This window comes from Nostoc sp. (assembly GCF_036918245.1).
Lineage (GTDB): Bacteria > Cyanobacteriota > Cyanobacteriia > Cyanobacteriales > Nostocaceae > Nostoc.
In genome coordinates this window covers 44,229-62,392 of the sequence record NZ_JBALEF010000081.1, presented here as the reverse complement: position 1 = coordinate 62,392, position 18,164 = coordinate 44,229, and the positions used below count along the sequence as shown (strand labels likewise).

The window sequence follows — 18,164 nt, the reverse complement described above, 5'->3', positions numbered from 1 at the left end:
GGTAGAAAGAATGCAGTCATAACATCTTACTTTCTATAAATAATGACACCTGCTCTAATTTGGCCCCAGCTAATAGATTTTATCCCCGAATTTATTAATTTTGAATTATTCACTCCCCCGTATACTGAATCCGATAAATCCGATTATTGGCTTCTTCTGTTAGTAGTAAACTGCCATCTGGCAACACGAGTAAACCTACAGGCCGTCCCCAAGTACTTGGTACAGAAGGATTTAGCAAAAATCCTGTGAGAAAGTCTTCGTAGTAGCCAAGCGATCGCCCTTTAACGTCGAAAGGAACAAATACAATTTTATAACCAGTGCCGCGATCGCGGTTCCAGGAACCACGAAAAGCCGCAAAAGCACCGTTCCGGTATTTTTTTGGAAAAGTTTTACCATCATAAAACTGTAAACCCAATGCTGCTGAGTGCGCCTGGAACAGCACATCTGGCGTTTGAGTCCGGGCTACTAAATCAGGACGTTTACTTTTGTCATCCGTCTTTTGGCGCGGATCGAGGTTGTTTGGTGTTAGATAAGCATAGGGCCAGCCATAAAATGCCCCCTGTTTAACGCGTGTCAGATAGTCTGGCACCAAATCATCACCAATTCCATCCCGTTCGTTAACAGTGGTATAAAGTTCCTTAGTTACAGGATGAAAGTCTAAACCAACAGGGTTACGCAAGCCGGAAGCGAAAGTTTGTTGTTGGGAACCATCTAAATTCATCACTTGTATCGAAGCCCGTGGTAGGGATTCTTCATCTACATTGGTTCCCGATCCAACTGAAATATATAATTTATTGCGATCGGGCGAGACAACGACATTGCGCGTCCAATGATTGTTATAACCTTGAGCGGGCAAGTCGGCAATTTTTTCCCCGTTACCTGTAATCTTATTTTGATCTTGAGTATAGGGAAAACGCACCACAGCATCTGTATTCCCCAGAAAAAAGGAATTACCTGCAAAAGCCATCCCAAAAGGTCTATTGAGTCCGTTGTCCCTACTAGCAAAGGTTTCTCGAACGTCAGCAACTCCATCAGCATTGCTGTCACGTAACAGACGAATGCGATTTTGCCCGGTTTCAGTCACCAAGACATCACCACTGGGGGTTAAAGCTAGCCAGCGTGGGGCATCTAAACCTTCAGCAAAGACATTTACTGTGAAGCCTGGTGGTACACGCAGCACCGGATTTTGGGGAATAGGCACAACTTCAGGCTGCTTGGAGGCGCTTTCTGTTGCGAAGGGTGCTGGTAAATTCTTCAGATTGATTCGAATGGGTGTAGGTGAAAGTGCTTCAGTACGGACAATATTTTTTGGCTGTGTAGGATTCTGTGTTAGTTGGATAGAAGGTACAGATTTTTGAGGTGTAGGATTATCTGAGTTAGCGCGAGTCTGGTTACAGGCTGCTGCCAAAATCATTAAAAAAACTGGCAGCAATAAACGCGCAGGGACTTTCATGGTGGTAGACACTATACACAACGTTCCTACTTTAGACTTGAGGCTTAATAATTGTCGCCAGTCAAAAGTTTGATTTTTCTTAATTAGTCAACCTATTAACAATTCAAAAATAAAGCACTAGTGACTAAATTCTATTCCCAATGCCCAATATTTAAACATACAAGCATTTGTTAGTGAAAAAAAATTTTTCAAATTCTGCTGCTGGTAAGGGACGACTAAATAAAAAACCTTGCATAGAATTACAGTTATATTGGCGTAAAAAACCTAGTTCTGCTTCTGTTTCTACACCTTCAGCCACTACATCTAGATTGAGATTATGAGCCATCTGAATTAATGCCTTAGCGATGGCTGACTTTTGCGAATCCTTAGCAACATTATGGATAAAATAACGGTCTATTTTTAATGTATTAATTGGTAAGTTTTTCAGATAAATCAAAGAAGAATAACCTGTACCAAAATCATCGATCGCAATTTTTACACCCAAAGATTGCAATTTGCTCATAGTAGCGATCGCACTATTTACATCTTGCATAATCATACTTTCAGTGAGTTCTAGTTCTAGATCATGTGGTTGCAAATTATTGGCAGATATAAAATTGACTACATTATGAATGAAATCTGGCTGATTAAATTCAATTACTGACAGATTTACAGCAACAATCAAGGAATCAATTCCAGCATCACGCCAGCTTTTAATTTGTTTGCATACCCTTTTTAATACCCATTTCCCAATCGGAACAATTAAACCTGTAGACTCTGCTAACGGAATAAATTCTGTTGGGTAAATCATCCCCAATTCTGGACTTTGCCAGCGCAATAAACTTTCAGCAGCTACTATTTTTCCAGAAGCAATATCGACTATTGGTTGATAATAAATTTCAAATTCTTGAAAATTATGTTGTTGTATAGCTCGGTGTAAGCTAATTTCTAACAACTGCATTTTTGGAGACAAGTTATTAATTACAGTCTGAGGAGATAAATACCTTTTTAAAGTCGCGTATTTTTCCAACCTGTTCATGATGGCACTTAATAACTCAGCTCGAGTGAATGGCTTAGTTATATAGTCATCTGCACCCATATCCATACCTTGACGGAAGTCAGATTTGGCAGATTTAGCAGTCAGAAAGATGAAGGGAATTGTTGCCGTTGATGGATCTTGATGTAATGCTGTTAGCACGCCATAACCGTCAATTTCTGGCATCATCATATCACAAAGAATTAAATCAGGAACTTCCAATATAGCCAAATGTACCCCGATTCTGCCATTAGCCGCAGCAATAGTTTCAAAATTCTCAGCTTCTAGCAAATCTAAAATGTTTTCCCGGACTGCTTCCTCATCTTCTATTATTAATATTTTGGGCATAAATTACCTCATCTTTATATTTTATTATTTAACTGCACCAGACAGCAATATTTATTACAACAATAACGGTATTTGTCATAAATCTTTTAATTTTGTAGATATTTATACACTTTTTTAAAATTGCCATTTTTAATCCAGTATGTAGTATATTAACACCATTCATAGTGTGACAAAATGATTCAAGAAGATATAGTATATCTTCTTGAAAAATACCAATTTGCCAATCTTGAATTTCAAATACGGCTTGTTTATCTTGACCAAGGAAATTAAACTTGAAAATGCTATCATCTGAGAAAGATTTAATCGAATTTGAAAACAAGTTAGTCAAAATATCTACCAGAAGTTTTTCATCGATGCAGCAGGTTACAAATTTATATTGACTGGTAAAAAAATCAAGCGCCGATAGCCCAGATTCATCTGTATTTGTTCTGACGATTGTCGGCTATTTTCAACCAAATTGAAGGATGTTGGTCTATACTCTAATTTTCCCACTTATAACTGGCCAAGAATCAACACATCATTCAACATTTCAGTCATGATTCTGCGATATTTAGGCGTATTCGTCTGCATGACTTTACTATTAAACTTACGGTATAAGTCCAAATGTTCCTCATAAACTTCAATGAAGTGAGTGTATTTGCCTGTCGTAGCTTTACGTACTATAGCGCGTGCTAGGAACCATTGGGACTTGAGTAATTGTCTCTCAGCAAGAATCTGATGTTGTACCTCAAAGGAACCAATACTAGCATTAACTTTAGTGTTCTCTGTTTCTTGTGCTAGTGCTTGACTGATACTTTCAGGAGTAATATTACCGACAATATTACCTTCGTTATCTACAACTAGCAGTAGTTTTAATTGCTGCTAGTATAATCATGATAGCACTGAGGCTGGTTCCAAAAATTCTGACACGTTCAATGTCATGACTAAGGTATGCATAACTTCAAAAGTATTGGCTGTTTTCAAGCTAGTTATAGAAGCTACAAGCATTACCAGATCATGCTTGGTGAAGTACCTTACTACCTGCGAAGATGAAAAAACAAGACACTCTTAACCCATGCTCCATTAGTGCATAAGCGTAGCCCGTTATAGACGTAGCATCTACTTTAATAGTGATGTTTTTAACACAACCATCAGCGGCAAACAGTCAATTCTTAACTCTAAGCTTTGTAGCTTGATGAGCTGAGGTAAAGCTTGCATAGATTTTAACGATAGCTATCATCAAATAATAGTTATCTAAAGCTGGTCATCTAAGTATTTTCCAATATTTTGACGCTAAACAAGTAGTAATAGTTGAGATACAAACACTACAAAAAGTGTGTTAAGAATTACAAACTAGCTTATATCCAGCTAGTTGGGTATTGAGCGTTGGGCATGAGGAAGAGGACAAGGGGAAAGACTTGTTGCAAGTTTTCACTCAAGTCACCTTGTCACCTTGTCTCCCCTGCTTCCCGCCCCTCTACCTCTTCACAAAGGACGCAACTGCACCCGCCGTTCGCCATAACGTAATAGCCTTTCTATAGTTACGAGGCGATTTTCCCAAACTTTGACTTGATAGGAATTCGACTTAAGTTCTTGGCTCATCAATACTCGAAATTGAGATTGGAACCGAGTTAGAGAGGCTTTTGCCACGAGTAACTTATTAGCAGAAGGGGAAGCAGCAAGCTGATTTAAAGCACTGCGTAAAACTTCTGCCTGGTTGTTAAAATCTGAAATTTTTTGAGATGGCCTTTGTCGTTGGTCATTTTGGAAAACAAATTTCCATTCCCGTTGTAGTGCGGTGTAACGGATGGCGGCAGTTTGAAAAGGCTGTCGGTGAGGAATCGGTTCACTTGTTTTGGATTGAATCCTACCTTGGGTGCTACTAAAGATTTTTTGGAGATCGTTGCTAAAATTTTCTGCGGCAAATAGTGCATAACCACTAACTGGCAAGTCTCTTACCAACTGGAGTTGATCGAATGCCCCGATTGTTGGCAGAGAAAGTAAGCGAATTCCCGGCACCAACAAGGTAGCTCCCAATTGTTTAGAGGCAATCCAGGGTTGGGCCAGTCGTTGAAACCGAGAAGTATCCAGAGCATAAGTCATGGGAACAATTAAATCTACATCCCCCCGCCTTGCCCAAGTTTCCCAATTTTGTTGAATTTTCTGAATCCGCTCTATTTCTGGCAAAGGAAATACTGCAACCGACAAAATCAAATTCGGTTGCTTTTGTCGCAACTGCTGTGATACTTGGGCGACAAAGCTATCAACTTGCTCGGTGCGAAATGTTGTCCATTTTTGCCACAAGTCTGCTTGGCTAGGAGAAATATTCACTGGATCTACACCAGTAAGTTTCTGAAATTGCGCTCTTGCAGCTTTCCCATAGCCATAAGTTCGACCTGCTGATGGGTCTTGGAAAGGGTAGCGAATGTAGTCTAGCTGTAGACCATCCACGTTATATTTAGTGACGATTTCCTCATACAGCTTGAGCAAGTATTGCCGCACTTCGGGGTTGGCTGGATCGAAGAATGGCTTAGTCTGACCAACGGGAATCATGTTGCCCAGATTATCGTAGTTTGCCCAATCGGGATGAGCCGCCAGTACTGGGCCTGGATAATCAGGATTAAGGTTGAGAATTTCATTATGACGTTGATTGCCAGCAGCAAAAGTCCAAACCCAAGCGTGTAATTCCATGTCTCGCTCATGGGCTAGTTTCACCGCCTCTTCCAATGGGTTCCACCCACGAATTAATGGGTTTTGCTCTTTTGCGACTTGGCTCGGATAAATTGTATAGCCAGCGTTAACAGTTTCAAAAAAGACTGTATTAATCCCGGCTTGGGCGAGGCGATCAAAAATCTGGGCTAGTCCTGCCTTACTACCAGCACGAACAATCGTCCCCCGATCTAACCAAACTGCCCGAATTTCTGGTTGAGCCAATCTCCGATCGACAGGAAACTGCTGCCACAAAGTCGTTTTAGCGGCCAGCCATTGCTGACGAGCTAGAGCATAGTTTTTTTGGGCAATCAATTGCGGTAAGTTTTTGGCAATTACCCTTACCTGTGCCAAAGCTTGCTCGTTACTCATGGCTAGCGCCCCCAGTTTGGTTGACGCCAATTGTGTTGGCTGCTCTTTGAGAGATTGAGGGGTATAAGTGTTCAAATGCCTAGAAGACTGCTTTTCCTCAGATATCGCTTCACCAACATTAGCCGCATTAGCTAATACCGCTAAATGAGCGCTTTCCACCCGACCAATCAGATTTTCTAGTTCTTGCTGGAGAGCGATCGCTTGGTTGTGATTAATCGGCTCATTGGAGTTGGGTGCAACATCCAAACGCACCGCTTGTTCTAATTGGTCAATAGCCTCCTGAGAACTTGGGGGTTTGACCATAGGCAACGCTCTAGGTATGGGAGCAGTCGCAGTTTTAGGAGGAGTGAATGAGGGAGATAAGGGAGATGAACTATCCCTCTGCCCCTGTACCCCTCTGCTCCCCTGCCTCCCTACCTCTCTGCTCCCTTGCACTAAGGGTGCAGCCGCCACAGTCGTAGAGCAGCTTTGGGAACCTCCTGCTATTTTTTTGGTACGATTTGATGGCGCTAGTGCTGTCAAATAGTGATTGACACTAGTTTTTAACCAGGCATTATCTAACTCGGCTGCTGAGGCTGTATCTGTTCCCCAGCGCCAGCCTAAAAAGGTAGAACGCTCAGTTGTCACTACTGCAGCCGGATTATCTTTGGAATTCCAAACAGCAGGAGATTCAGTGCCCATATCGTTAGGAATCACAACACCCCCGCGCACTTTACCAAAGAGTCCAGTTTGATTTGTCCATTCTGGGATCTTGGTTTTTGCAGCTTGAATCTGTTCTGTGTCACTAAGGCTGAATCCCCAATAACCTCCCAAGAGCGATCGCAATAACTGCCGTACTCCTGGCGATGACAAACTACCTACAGGCCCACTAGCAATCAAACGTCCTCCCCTACTCATCCAGTCTTCTAGAGCGATCGCTTGAGTTGGTGTTAATGTCTCGACGTTTGGCAAAAATAATACCCGGCGATCGCCCCAATCTGCCCCACTCTTGACATCATTTAGGGAAATTACACAATATTTCACCCCTATTGTCTGTAAGCGATCGCTTATCCCTCTCCATTGATTTGCATTTTCTTGGCCATATACTACGCTCAATACAGGTTCTTCAGTCGCCGCCGTTACTGGTAAAATACTCAAAAAATTTAAAACTACAATTTCACAACTTAAAATAAATAATTTTCTAGCTTCTTTAATTTTTAAACTTATATCTTTTTGGTTTTCCTGATAATTCACCAGTGACTCCTCACTTCATTATTAATTAATTTAGTTATTAGTCAGAATTCATTAGTACACAATATAGGACTCTAGCTTGATTCCTAGTAACTTTACTGAGAGCATCACCTAGATTAAGTAAAGCTAATATTTGGCTTTTCAAAAATCAAATAGAATTCCTATAAGCTTTTTTTAGAAGTACTTAGTGAATGACCTTCATCAATCTAGCCTATCAAAACCAGTAAAAAATGCCAAGATGGATACTCAACTTCCCTGGCGATTCTATAGAAATTGTTAGCTATTACATTGTGATTTTAATTCCATTAGTGGCTAGTTTTTTAGAAAATTTTGCATTTACCAATTCCTATAGGCTTTTGCGTAATTGCAGAGAGTTTTCACTTCAACCTAAAATAAAAAATGCCACTCTTGTTCTAATTATCTGTTTTTCAGGGTTTTTGTGAGTTAAAAAAGTAATACTAGTGCATCTCAAAGCCCCCACCCAAAATCCCTCTCCCAAGCTGAGGAGAGGGACTTTGAAATTGGCTCGGCTCCCCCGATCACAATTTTGGGAGAAGGGGTTGGGGGATGTAGCAAGATCCCGCAGGATGGGCAAATTTTGTATTTTTGCAATAAGGTCTAATTAGTACTCTTGACGATCGCCAGAGTTAAATTAACAATAATTTATCATGAGTTTGTCTAGAAAATTTTAAATAGGGAGAAGACAATAATTTCAACAGTCGCAATTACAACTACCAAAATTTATTAAATCTCAAAGTCAATACAGTTCAGAATGAGCAACAAAAACCTGATGTAGAGACGCGATTTATCGCGTCTCGAAAGACCAATTTTCTACAGCAATAACCCTTAGCTGAATCGCATTGATGTAAAAGTAAGCAATATTTTTACAATTAATTAAAGTTTATCAATTTTGGATTTAACATCCAAATGTTTGGCTGCAAAAAAAATAATTTTACTTAAAAAGCTTGAACTTACACTAATTCAAAAAATGTTTACGACAGATAACCCTACCCCCAAACCCTTTTCTTAGCAAGAAAAGGGTTTGGGGGTGAGGTTTTGATATGTGCTTCATCCACCTGGGAACTGCTATAGACTAAAGAGCTAACAAAAACAGCTTAAAGAATACAGGTATTGATTAAATCTTCAACTCCTCCTACTGGTAAAATTTTTGTCTCCAATTTACAGGCTAATTCTTCAATACTCATATCATCTAAAAATACTAATTCGCCATGTTTGAGCATTACATTTGGCAATAAAATTCCGTCTCCTAAATCTTGCCCTTGTAAGTTCAATAGCAAATCATGACCCGTTAGTAATCCCGTGACAGTGATACTCTGTCCCCAATAATCACTACATAAAGCACGCATATTTACTTTTAATCCTTCAACAGAATTTAACCGTTTCAATATAGGTTCAAAGGCGTTTTCTACTGCGTTGCCTACTACCCAAGTTAATTTTCTCTGAGGATAAACTTTTGGCGGTAGTAATTCTGTTGCAGCAGTTGCAAATTGCTTGATAAACAACTGAATTGAACCAACACCATTATCAATTTGGGGATACTCTTCATATTCAGATTCGCTCGGTAATTCCTCACCTGCAATCAAAAACCACTCATCAGCTAACCAAGCGACGCTAGAGGAAAACTTTTGCCGAAATTTTTGCGAAAGTGTTCGCACTTGAGAAATCACTTCTTTGGCTTTTTCTCTAGTTACGGGTATGAGTTCGTCTTCTGGAGGTCGAAACCTTGTCAATCCGACTGGCACAACTGCCACCGATGCTACCGCAGGCACTTCACCAGTATGAAAGGATGCTAAATCTTTTAAGGTTTGCTCCAGGTGTTCGCCATCATTTATACCAGGACAAACAACCACTTGAGCATGAATTTGTAGGCGTCTTTCTTGAAACCACTTGAGTTGTTGCAAGATCTGTCCCGCACGGGGATTTTTCAGCAGTCTAATTCTAACTTCTGGCTCCGTAGCATGAACAGAAACATATAACGGAGACAAGCGCATTTGTTCAATCCGTCGCCATTCTCTTTCTGGCAAATTGGTCAGGGTAAGATAAGAGCCGTACAAAAAGCTTAGGCGGTAATCGTCGTCTTTAAAGTACAAGCTGGTGCGCTTACCTGGTGGCTGTTGGTCGATAAAGCAAAATGGACAGCGGTTATTGCACTGAATTAAGCCATCAAATAGGGCAGTTTCAAATTCTAGCCCCAAGTCTTGGTCGTAATCTTTTTCGATTTCCAGGCTATGAGTTTTACCAGCAGCGTCTAAAACTTCTAATTGCAAGACTTCATCAGCACACAAAAATTGATAATCAATTAAATCGCGGGGACGTGTACCATTGATTGCAACGATCGCATCCCCAGCTTCAAAACCAATCTCTGCGGCTATTGAGTCTGGAAGAACCTTGGTAATTCGGGCAGGATGAATGGTAGTCATGGGGAATGGGGCATTAGGCACTTGTACTGAGCGTTCGCGTAGCGTCTCGAAGAGAAGTCGAAGTATTGGGCATTATAGCGTTTCTTATTCTTAGTTGAGTCTAATACAGACTTAACCCCAGCCCCTTCCTTACTCGCGTTGGGGAGTAAAATTCAAAGCCTCTCTCCTTTTAGGAGAGAGGAATGGAAGTGAGGTTAGATTGTATTGCATACAAACGAGCGGTCGCTATAGTCATTTGCTTTGGACAAAGGACAAATGACTAATAACAAATGACTAATAACTATTATCCTTTCCAACCTGCTGCGATCGCTAGTAAGATCGCACTACCGAATGCTAATCTATACCATACAAAAATCAAAGTGTTTTTGGTTGCTAAGTATTTGATCAAAAATGCAATTGATAGGTAGGAAAAAATCAAGGTTGAAATAATTCCTACAATTAATAGTGCAACAATGTTATCTGGCAACTGGTGAGCTTGAAACAACTTGAATATTTTCAAGCTTTTATACAGCGTCGCAATGGTAAGAGTTGGAAACCCTAACAAAAATGAGAATTTTGCTGCTGTAGCGCGTTCTAATCCTAAAAATAAGGCAGTCGTCAACGTCGAGCCAGAACGAGAAACGCCCGGAATCAAAGCAAGTGTTTGTCCCAATCCAACTAAAATACCATCCCGAATCTGCAATGACTCAAAACCTCGCTTACGAGTGCCAATTTTTTCTGCCAAAGCTAGTATAAGTGCCATCATAATTGACATGATGCCAATAATTAATGCACTCTCAGGTAAAATATCTTTCAAAAGAAATCCGAAAATTAAAGCAGGCATTGTTCCGACTACAATACCGACAAGAATTTTCCATTCTTCGCGTTCCCAGTCTTTGGCTTTTAATGCTTCGATTCCACCTTTGGTAATACTATAAATCAGCGACCAAAAATACCCCACAATTGCGATAACGCTGCCAAATTGAATTGCATCAACAAAATCTTTAGAACCTAGTTCTTTCCAACCAAATAGCTTGGTAAAAATCAGAAGATGTGCAGTACTACTGATTGGCAAAAACTCTGTAATACCTTGAACAATACCCAAAATAAAAGCTTGAATAAACTCCATTTGCAATTAATACCTTTTTCGTGTTTTAGACATTATTCTTAGGATGATGATGTTGTTTTATATACTCTCTATTGCACCCAATCTTGTAGAAAACTCAATTTTACCCATCGATAACATCATCGAAGACGCTGACTATGTTCTTACACCCACCTCAATAAGTCAACGCAATCTGAGAAATTCATCAAACTTTAATATTTAGCGGACTGATGTCAGTTCACTTTTAACTGTTAAATTTTACTCTCACTTCTTTGTAATCCCCTATTTACAAAGAACTACAGAGCAGTTATATACATAGTGCAACTTTAATGGATTCCTTTGGCAGAGAATGTTTTGTTTGGTTTGCGCCAAGGCTCCTGAAAATTTCAGTATAATTACAATGCCCCAGGGGGGGATTTTAAAGTGTGATATCTTAAAGAAGATGAAGTTTAGTAACAAATATTAAAAACTTTGATTAATAATACACTGTCCTCTTACAGCGTTTCTACCCCTTCTATTGATACCGAGTTGGATTTAGCTGATACTGGGCTGAAGGGTCTCAGGCAATTGGAATCTACACTCTCCCTTTCTCCCTCTTTACCCTTATCTATTTTTGCCCGACAAAGTTGGTTAGTGTTTGCGGCGGCGGTGTTTTTGGTAACAGTGCCAGTATTTATAGAAGCGCCAATAGTGCGATCGCTACCAAGTCTGAGTTTAGCGCTGACAGGATTTTGGGTGTGGCTAAGTTTTGCCTTAATGTCACGTCCTGCAACTTATGTCTGGGGGGATTTGCTCTTGGGGTTTAGCTGGAGTTGGTTAGCAGGAGCGATTTACTGGGGCTGGTTACGTTGGGAACCTTTATGGCATCTGCCAGTGGAGTTTATCGGTTTACCGTTTGCTTGTTGGTGTCTGGCGAAGAATTGGGGCAAGGTAGGTAACTGGTTTTATTTAGGTTCTTTACTCGGTACAGTTTTAACAGATGTATATTTTTATATAGTAGATTTAATGCCCTATTGGCGGCAAATCATGAGAGTAGATGCAGATGTAGTACCACAAATCTTACAAAATGCTCTCATGCAAGTACAAGCACCTTGGGGACAAACTTGGGCGATAATTCTCGCTGTAGTGCTATTAACAGTAGGAATTTCAGCTTTAGGTCGAAATCAAAGACACTGGTATGCCTTTGGTGGAGCAGTTTTGAGTACAATTTTAGTAGACAGCCTATTTTTGTTAGCTGCGATCGCAGCCTGAAGAAGGCAGGAGACACTATATGTTGCAATGAGCGTGTAGGCTTCTCTTTCCAAAACTTTTCCCAGCCCAATCTACGGCACATCAAAAATGATGCTGTAGATGATTAATTAGTTAAGAAATATTACATAAAATCCATCAGCATCAAGTCTTTTTTGGTAAGGTTTTCGATCTTAGAAATCGTGCAGTTTGGTGTCTGCTTAGAAGGTAGAATCAGCCACCCCGAAAAGATTTCGTCTAGCTGGGAATGCTACCGGGATCGTCGATGCAACGCTATCGCAGCTATGCAGGCACTCTTTCCATGATGAAAATTTTTGGCAAAAGTATAGTCAAACCCAGTAACGGTAAATATTGTGGATATTAATACGCTGTATATTAGTTTCTGATGACTGCTGTGTTGACTAAGCTATCAGCTTTTGTCCTTTGTCCTTTGTCCTTCGTCCTTGGCGCTCTCACGTAGAGGCATTAGCGGCTTCCCGCAGAGTATGACTAATGACTAATGACTAATGACTAATAACTGTTGTTAGCTTAAAACTTTTATTTCTGTTTGATGGAAAGAGGTAGAAAAATCGTGAAAGGATTGGCGCGTTTATTAACAGTGTTTAGCTTGTTACTTAGTTGCTGGGGATGGTTGGGAACAACTCAGATAGCCCAAGCTGCTAGTTTCAACAGTTTTGCTTTTCCCCAAGTCCCAGTTCTGGCAATTGAGCGGCAGAATCGGGCAGACGCTAAACTAGGAACGGAGTTTGGGAAAAAAATTGATTTGAATAATACCAATGTCCGAGCTTTTCAACAGTTTCCAGGGCTTTATCCCACCCTAGCTAAGAAAATCATCACCAATGCTCCCTACCAAAAGGTAGAGGATGTATTGGATCTTCCAGGATTAAGCGATCGCCAAAAACAAACTCTGCAAGCCAACCTCGAGAAATTCACCGTGACAGAACTAGAGCCTGCCTTCAATGAAGGAGACGATCGCTTTAACAACGGTATCTACAGATAACTGAATTGCAGTTAATGTAGCAAATAGCAGCCCACTCCTGATTCTAGGGAGTGGGAGATGATATGAGTTAGGAGTTAGGAGTTATGAGTTAAAAATTCAAAACTCCTAACTCCTAACTTCTAACTCCTCACTTCCCCCTACCCATTACCTTGTCTCAAATAGATATTCCCAGCCAATTTGATGTCTTAGTAGTCGGCGCTGGTGCTGCTGGACTATACACAGCGCTCTGTCTGCCAGAATCCTTGCGAGTCGGTTTGATTACCAAAGAAACCGTTGCTTTATCCGCCAGCGATTGGGCACAAGGTGGCATTGCCGCAGCGCTCGCCCCAGAAGATTCTCCAACACTGCACATTGAAGATACGATCCTGGCGGGTGCAGGTTTATGCGATCGCACTGCTGTTGAATTTCTCGCCCAACATGCCCCTAGCTGTATTCAATCCCTAGTTAACTTGGGGGTCGCTTTTGACCGTCATGGTCAAGCTTTAGCTTTAACTTTGGAAGCCGCCCATTCTCGCCGCCGTGTTCTCCACGCTGCTGACACTACAGGGAGGGAAGTTACTACTACCCTCACCGCTCAAGTATTACGTCGCCAAAATATTCAAGTCATTCAGCAAGCTTTGGCTTTGAGTTTGTGGATTGAACCCGAAACTGGTTGCTGTCAGGGAATTAGCCTGTTTTATCAAGGTAAAATCACCTGGGTAAGAGCTGGTGCTGTGGTACTAGCAACCGGTGGCGGTGGTCAGGTATTTGCCCAAACCACTAACCCGGCTGTGAGTACAGGTGATGGGGTAGCGATCGCATATCGGGCTGGGGCTATCCTCCGCGATTTAGAATTTGTCCAATTTCACCCCACCGCCCTCACTAAACCTGGTGCCGATCGCTTTCTGATCAGCGAAGCTGTACGCGGTGAAGGGGCACATCTCATCGATAATAAAGGGCGACGTTTTGCCTTTGACTACCACCCTGCGGGTGAACTTGCACCTAGAGATGTTGTCAGTAGAGCAATTTTCAGCCATTTACAACGTACCGCCCTTGATTTGGCTACTGCTCATGTGTGGTTGGATATGCGCCCCATCCCTGCTGACAAGATTCGTCACCGCTTTCCTAACATCATCAAAGTTTGTCAGCATTGGGGCGTTGATGTCTTCCACGAACCAATTCCTGTAGCGCCAGCCGCCCATTACTGGATGGGTGGAATTGTTGCGGATCTGATGAATCGCACAAATATCCCTGGTTTGTACGCCGTGGGTGAAACCGCTAGTACCGGGGTGCATGGGGCAAATCGCCTTGCCAGTAATTCCCTGTTGGAATGTATTGTGTTTGGGGCCCAGATGGCTAATATTAAGTTAGAAAATATTAGGTTGCCCTCAGAAACACCAGTGCTACCATTACGGAAATTTAATCCTGATGCTAGTGAGTGGCACATCCAACAAGCACAGCTAGAAGCACTCAGGGAGAAGTTACCGCGTCTAGTGTGGGAAAGTGCTGGTATTTGTCGAGAGCAATCAAGGCTGGAAACTGCGATCGCTACTATTGAATCTTGGCAGCAAGATTTCGCTGCCTTGCCTTTAAGTCAATTCTTGCTTGCTTTACGTCCAGTAGAACCCGCTAGTTTTGACCTACCAGATGTTGAACGGCAATTGGGACTTTGGGCAGAAACCCGCAATTTATTAGATGTAGCTGATTTAATTCTCAAAAGTGCTGCTTTTAGAACCGAAAGCCGAGGCGGACACTTCCATTTAGATTATCCTCAACCAGACTCAAATTGGCAAGTCCATACACTTATACAAACAAATCATTGGTGGAAATCTCCATTATTGTCTTAAATAAACTACCGTTAAAGAGCCTGACAGTTTTCGCAACCCTAAGCACAACATCTTGCAATGAGCCGCTAAGTAAAAGATGTGGTGTCCAAGACGGTAGCTACCTGATCACGCTACTCTACCACAATCTAAAAATCAAAAATGCCATCAGCGGGTGCCGCTACCATTATGACTGTCGGGACCACCATAATTTGGTGGAATATATATGTCTTTTAAATTTTGAGAATTGACCTTGCGCACGATTAAGGTGTTACTGCTAGTAGGACCAAAAGAATTAGCACTTGCAGTACTGAATATACCTGTGCAAGCGGCAATTTTTGGGAGCAGTATATAAGCACCTATGCAGAATATCATAAACTTTGTGATTCGGAAGTTAGTCTTCATATCTATCAGTAATTTTACTAAGTTTTTATTCTAAAATGTATTTTTTATTTACTACCGTATATTTACTGGGCTTTTTGAAAAAAGTATTTTAACTTTATGAAATTCTTGCTGGTAGTGTACAACTTATTGTGGTATTCGCTTGTCGATTAACCTTAATCTGCCGATATTAAATAATCTTTATACTTAAGTGGTACTGTTAATAGGCAGTTTTTACATCAGTCTCAGGTTAGATATGTCAATGATTTGCTGTAAATATTTTGCTTAGTTCACTATTTATTAATAATATCTTGATATTACTAAGTATAAACACTATGTTTACTGAATCAGGAGTTAAGAAAAATATGAAATAATACTTATTTGGTTGTATAGTTTAGATTTGATGAATAAATATCTGTAAAGATAAAAAAACATATTTTTCTCCTATTAAAAGGATTTTTAAACCTCTTAACTACGTAATTACCGAATATATATAAGTATAATTTTTATAAAAATTAAGTTTACATTGAAAATTTATTTTTCTAATCATCTTTGATGACTAATTGTTTTCTGACATAAGTTATGAGGTTTAGTCTTCAAGCCAAAAAGCCCTGCTAGGTCTACATATTGGCTAAAAAATTACCTCGCAGGATATACGCTATATTTCTTCAAGACAGTGTTTTAGACGTATCTCCAGTCTAAATTCCTAATTTAAAGGTAAAAATTGTAACTAGAGTTCAAAAATCTGGAGATTTGACTCTTGACTAATCAAGCAAACTCGTAGCGATTTTTACCCAGGCGCTTGGCACGGTACATTGCTGTATCAGCTTGTTTCATCAAAGTTTCACTATCTTGACTGTTGTATGGGTAAACACTAATGCCAATACTGGCAGTGACTCGGATTGGATAGCCGTCCAAAACAATTGGCTTGGTAATACTGTTTAAAATTTTTTCGGCGACTTTAGCAGCTATTTGGACATTAGGAATTGCCCGTAAAATCACAGTAAATTCATCGCCACCCAAACGAGAAACTGTATCACTAGAGCGTAAACAGTTGCTGAGTCGTCCAGCAATAGTTATTAGCAAGCGATCGCCTGTCTCGTGCCCCAGAGTATCATTAACTTGCTTAAAGCCATCTAGATCAATAAACAGCAGTCCCAGCAACAAGTTGTTGTGTTGCGCCCAATGTAAGGACTCGTAAAGTTGTTCGACAAAAAATTTGCGATTGGATAAACTGGTCAGGGGGTCGTGATACGCTAAATAACGTAAGTGGTCTTCTTTGAGTTTTAATTCATTGTTAGAGCGGAATAGTTCAGCAGCAGTACGCTTAAGCTGTTCTTCGATCAACTTGCGCTGAGTAATATCCCGGATGACACCAACTAAAAAGAAATTACCAGCCGAGTCTTTGTGAAGCGATCGCTTAGTGGCAATTAGATGAGTCTTACCATCGGCATTTGTAAATTCTTCTTCATGTTCTTGGGGTTGCTGAGTCCGAAAAACAAGATCGTCCTGTTGTCGAAACACATCAGCTTCGTGTTTTGGGAAAAAGTCATAGTCTGACTTTTCAATTAAAAACTTATTTGGATAACCGATAAATCGACAATACGCCTCATTTAAAACAATCCACTGGTGTTGTTCATTTTTCACAAAAATTGGATCGGGGATCGTGTTGATAACGTGATGCAAAAATTCTTTGGAACGTTTCCACTCTTCCTGCATGTGAGCAATATGACTAGTCATCCAAATAGCTGAAGTGCCAAAGCAAACTACTGAGGGAATGAGTGGTATCCACCAACCGTACAAGAAAGCCAGGTATGCACTCACGGTCAATACAAAGCAAGAAACTAGGATACAGAAGATACTCCTAGTTGCATGTCGTATCCGCCATATGGTCACGGCTCCCAGATAAGACCAAACAAAAACCCACAAGTATTCCACCAAGTCAGGCCAAACTTTGAGTAATGGTCTTCCATCAACAGCAGCAGAGATTAACTCACTAATAAAATAAGCCTGCAATTGAATACCAGGTACAGGCTTTGCCGTACTCATTACACTGCTGGAGTAGGGAATAAATACAAAATCTTGGAGACTGGGTGCAGTGGAGCCAATAAGTATAATCCGATCTTTGATTAAGTTTGCTTTGACTTTATCTGCCAGTACATCTCTCATTGATACTTGGTGAAAACTACAAAATTCTCCAGACGAACTTTGACATTTGGGTTTGGGAAAATTGCTCAAAATTTGGTAGCCTCTATTATCAGCTCCTACATAAGCACCATCATTAGCCTCAAAACGAGTAAATGCTGCCTTACCCAATTGCAAATACTCAGGGTTGCTTTTTGCTTTCGTGGGAGTAATTCCCTTTGACTTTAAATACAATAAAGCCAACTTCAGGGCAAAACTTTCGTGTACTTGATTTTTAACGTGCCAATACAACAAACTGCGACGTACTTTACTATCAAGATCGTACAGCACGTTATTAAAGCCCACTTGATCCTGATTCAGTCCCAGTGGAGGCGAAACACTAAAGTTTTTGTTGTTGTCATTTGCTAGTAGTTCAATACCAATTAAGTTGGGTATTGACTTATAAGTATTACGCAGTTCTTGATTACCAGGCTCTACTGGTAAATTTCTGTAGATATCTAAGCCAATAGCACGGGGTTTGTGGACATTTAATTTTTGCAACAACTGGGCAATATTCGCATCTGGAATTGGCCACGAACCTACTTCGTCTAAATCGGCCTCATCAATCCCTATGATGGTAATACGCTCTTCTGGCGGTTCATTTGGACGTAAGCGAAAAAATTGATCCAAAGCCGCCAACTCCAAAGATTGCAATAATCCAATGGAGTGCAAAAGCAGGACGCAGACTGCAACGCTGGCCGCAGTAATCAATTCTCTGTGTCCTCGACCAAGCGATTGTTTCAGTTCAAAGATTAACTTCACAAAACGCTTGCCTAGCTGCTGATTCATTCCCATTACCTAGTAGGCAGAAATATTCTCTATTTCTTATAGCTATTAACTATCGGACTAACATAGCTCAAGTAAGAGCTAAATAGAGTTTCTAAAAATTTTTTCAACTCAGCAAGGTTCTTTAAGACA

At 40.6% G+C, this 18,164-nt stretch carries 9 protein-coding genes; 3 read left to right on the top strand and 6 right to left on the bottom strand.

Annotation, left to right across the window (positions count from 1 at the left end; translation table 11 throughout):
• Positions 1 to 109 precede the first annotated feature (109 nt).
• From V7L12_RS23375 to V7L12_RS23355, 5 genes are all read right to left on the bottom strand, one after another.
• Positions 110 to 1,453, bottom strand: coding sequence for a PQQ-dependent sugar dehydrogenase (locus V7L12_RS23375; RefSeq protein WP_335087950.1), 1,344 nt, complete (start codon positions 1,451 to 1,453; stop codon positions 110 to 112).
• Positions 1,454 to 1,604: 151 nt separating this feature from the next.
• Positions 1,605 to 2,816: an EAL domain-containing response regulator gene (locus V7L12_RS23370; protein ID WP_335087948.1), complete on the bottom strand. Its 1,212-nt coding sequence runs from the start codon at positions 2,814 to 2,816 to the stop codon at positions 1,605 to 1,607.
• Positions 2,817 to 4,280: 1,464 nt separating this feature from the next.
• Positions 4,281 to 7,112 carry a family 10 glycosylhydrolase gene (locus tag V7L12_RS23365; RefSeq protein WP_335088007.1) on the bottom strand — a complete coding sequence of 944 codons (2,832 nt, stop codon included), beginning with the start codon at positions 7,110 to 7,112 and terminating at the stop codon, positions 4,281 to 4,283.
• Positions 7,113 to 8,221: 1,109 nt separating this feature from the next.
• A complete protein-coding gene (locus V7L12_RS23360) occupies positions 8,222 to 9,547 on the bottom strand; it encodes a TIGR03279 family radical SAM protein (RefSeq protein ID WP_335088006.1) in 1,326 nt (441 codons plus the stop codon).
• 283 nt (positions 9,548 to 9,830) lie between these two features.
• Positions 9,831 to 10,655, bottom strand: a complete 825-nt coding sequence (locus V7L12_RS23355) for an undecaprenyl-diphosphate phosphatase (protein WP_335087946.1) — start codon at positions 10,653 to 10,655, stop codon at positions 9,831 to 9,833.
• Between the two features lie 447 nt (positions 10,656 to 11,102).
• On the opposite strand from V7L12_RS23355, the gene V7L12_RS23350 reads away from it, so the two are divergent.
• The 3 genes from V7L12_RS23350 (at position 11,103) to nadB (ending at position 14,705) form a co-directional block, all read left to right on the top strand.
• On the top strand, positions 11,103 to 11,882 hold the full coding sequence (locus V7L12_RS23350; RefSeq protein WP_334821606.1) for a DUF3120 domain-containing protein: 780 nt from the start codon (positions 11,103 to 11,105) through the stop codon (positions 11,880 to 11,882).
• A gap of 568 nt (positions 11,883 to 12,450) precedes the next feature.
• A complete protein-coding gene (gene psbU / locus V7L12_RS23345; protein WP_334720788.1) occupies positions 12,451 to 12,879 on the top strand; it encodes a photosystem II complex extrinsic protein PsbU in 429 nt (142 codons plus the stop codon).
• Positions 12,880 to 13,028: 149 nt separating this feature from the next.
• Complete coding sequence (nadB, locus tag V7L12_RS23340; protein WP_335087944.1) at positions 13,029 to 14,705, top strand: L-aspartate oxidase; 1,677 nt, start codon at positions 13,029 to 13,031, stop codon at positions 14,703 to 14,705.
• A 1,125-nt stretch (positions 14,706 to 15,830) separates the two neighbouring features.
• Here the strand turns inward: nadB and V7L12_RS23335 are convergent.
• Positions 15,831 to 18,035 (bottom strand): CHASE2 domain-containing protein, encoded by a 2,205-nt coding sequence (locus V7L12_RS23335; protein WP_335087942.1) that lies wholly within the window; start codon positions 18,033 to 18,035, stop codon positions 15,831 to 15,833.
• Between the last annotated feature and the right edge of the window lie 129 nt (positions 18,036 to 18,164).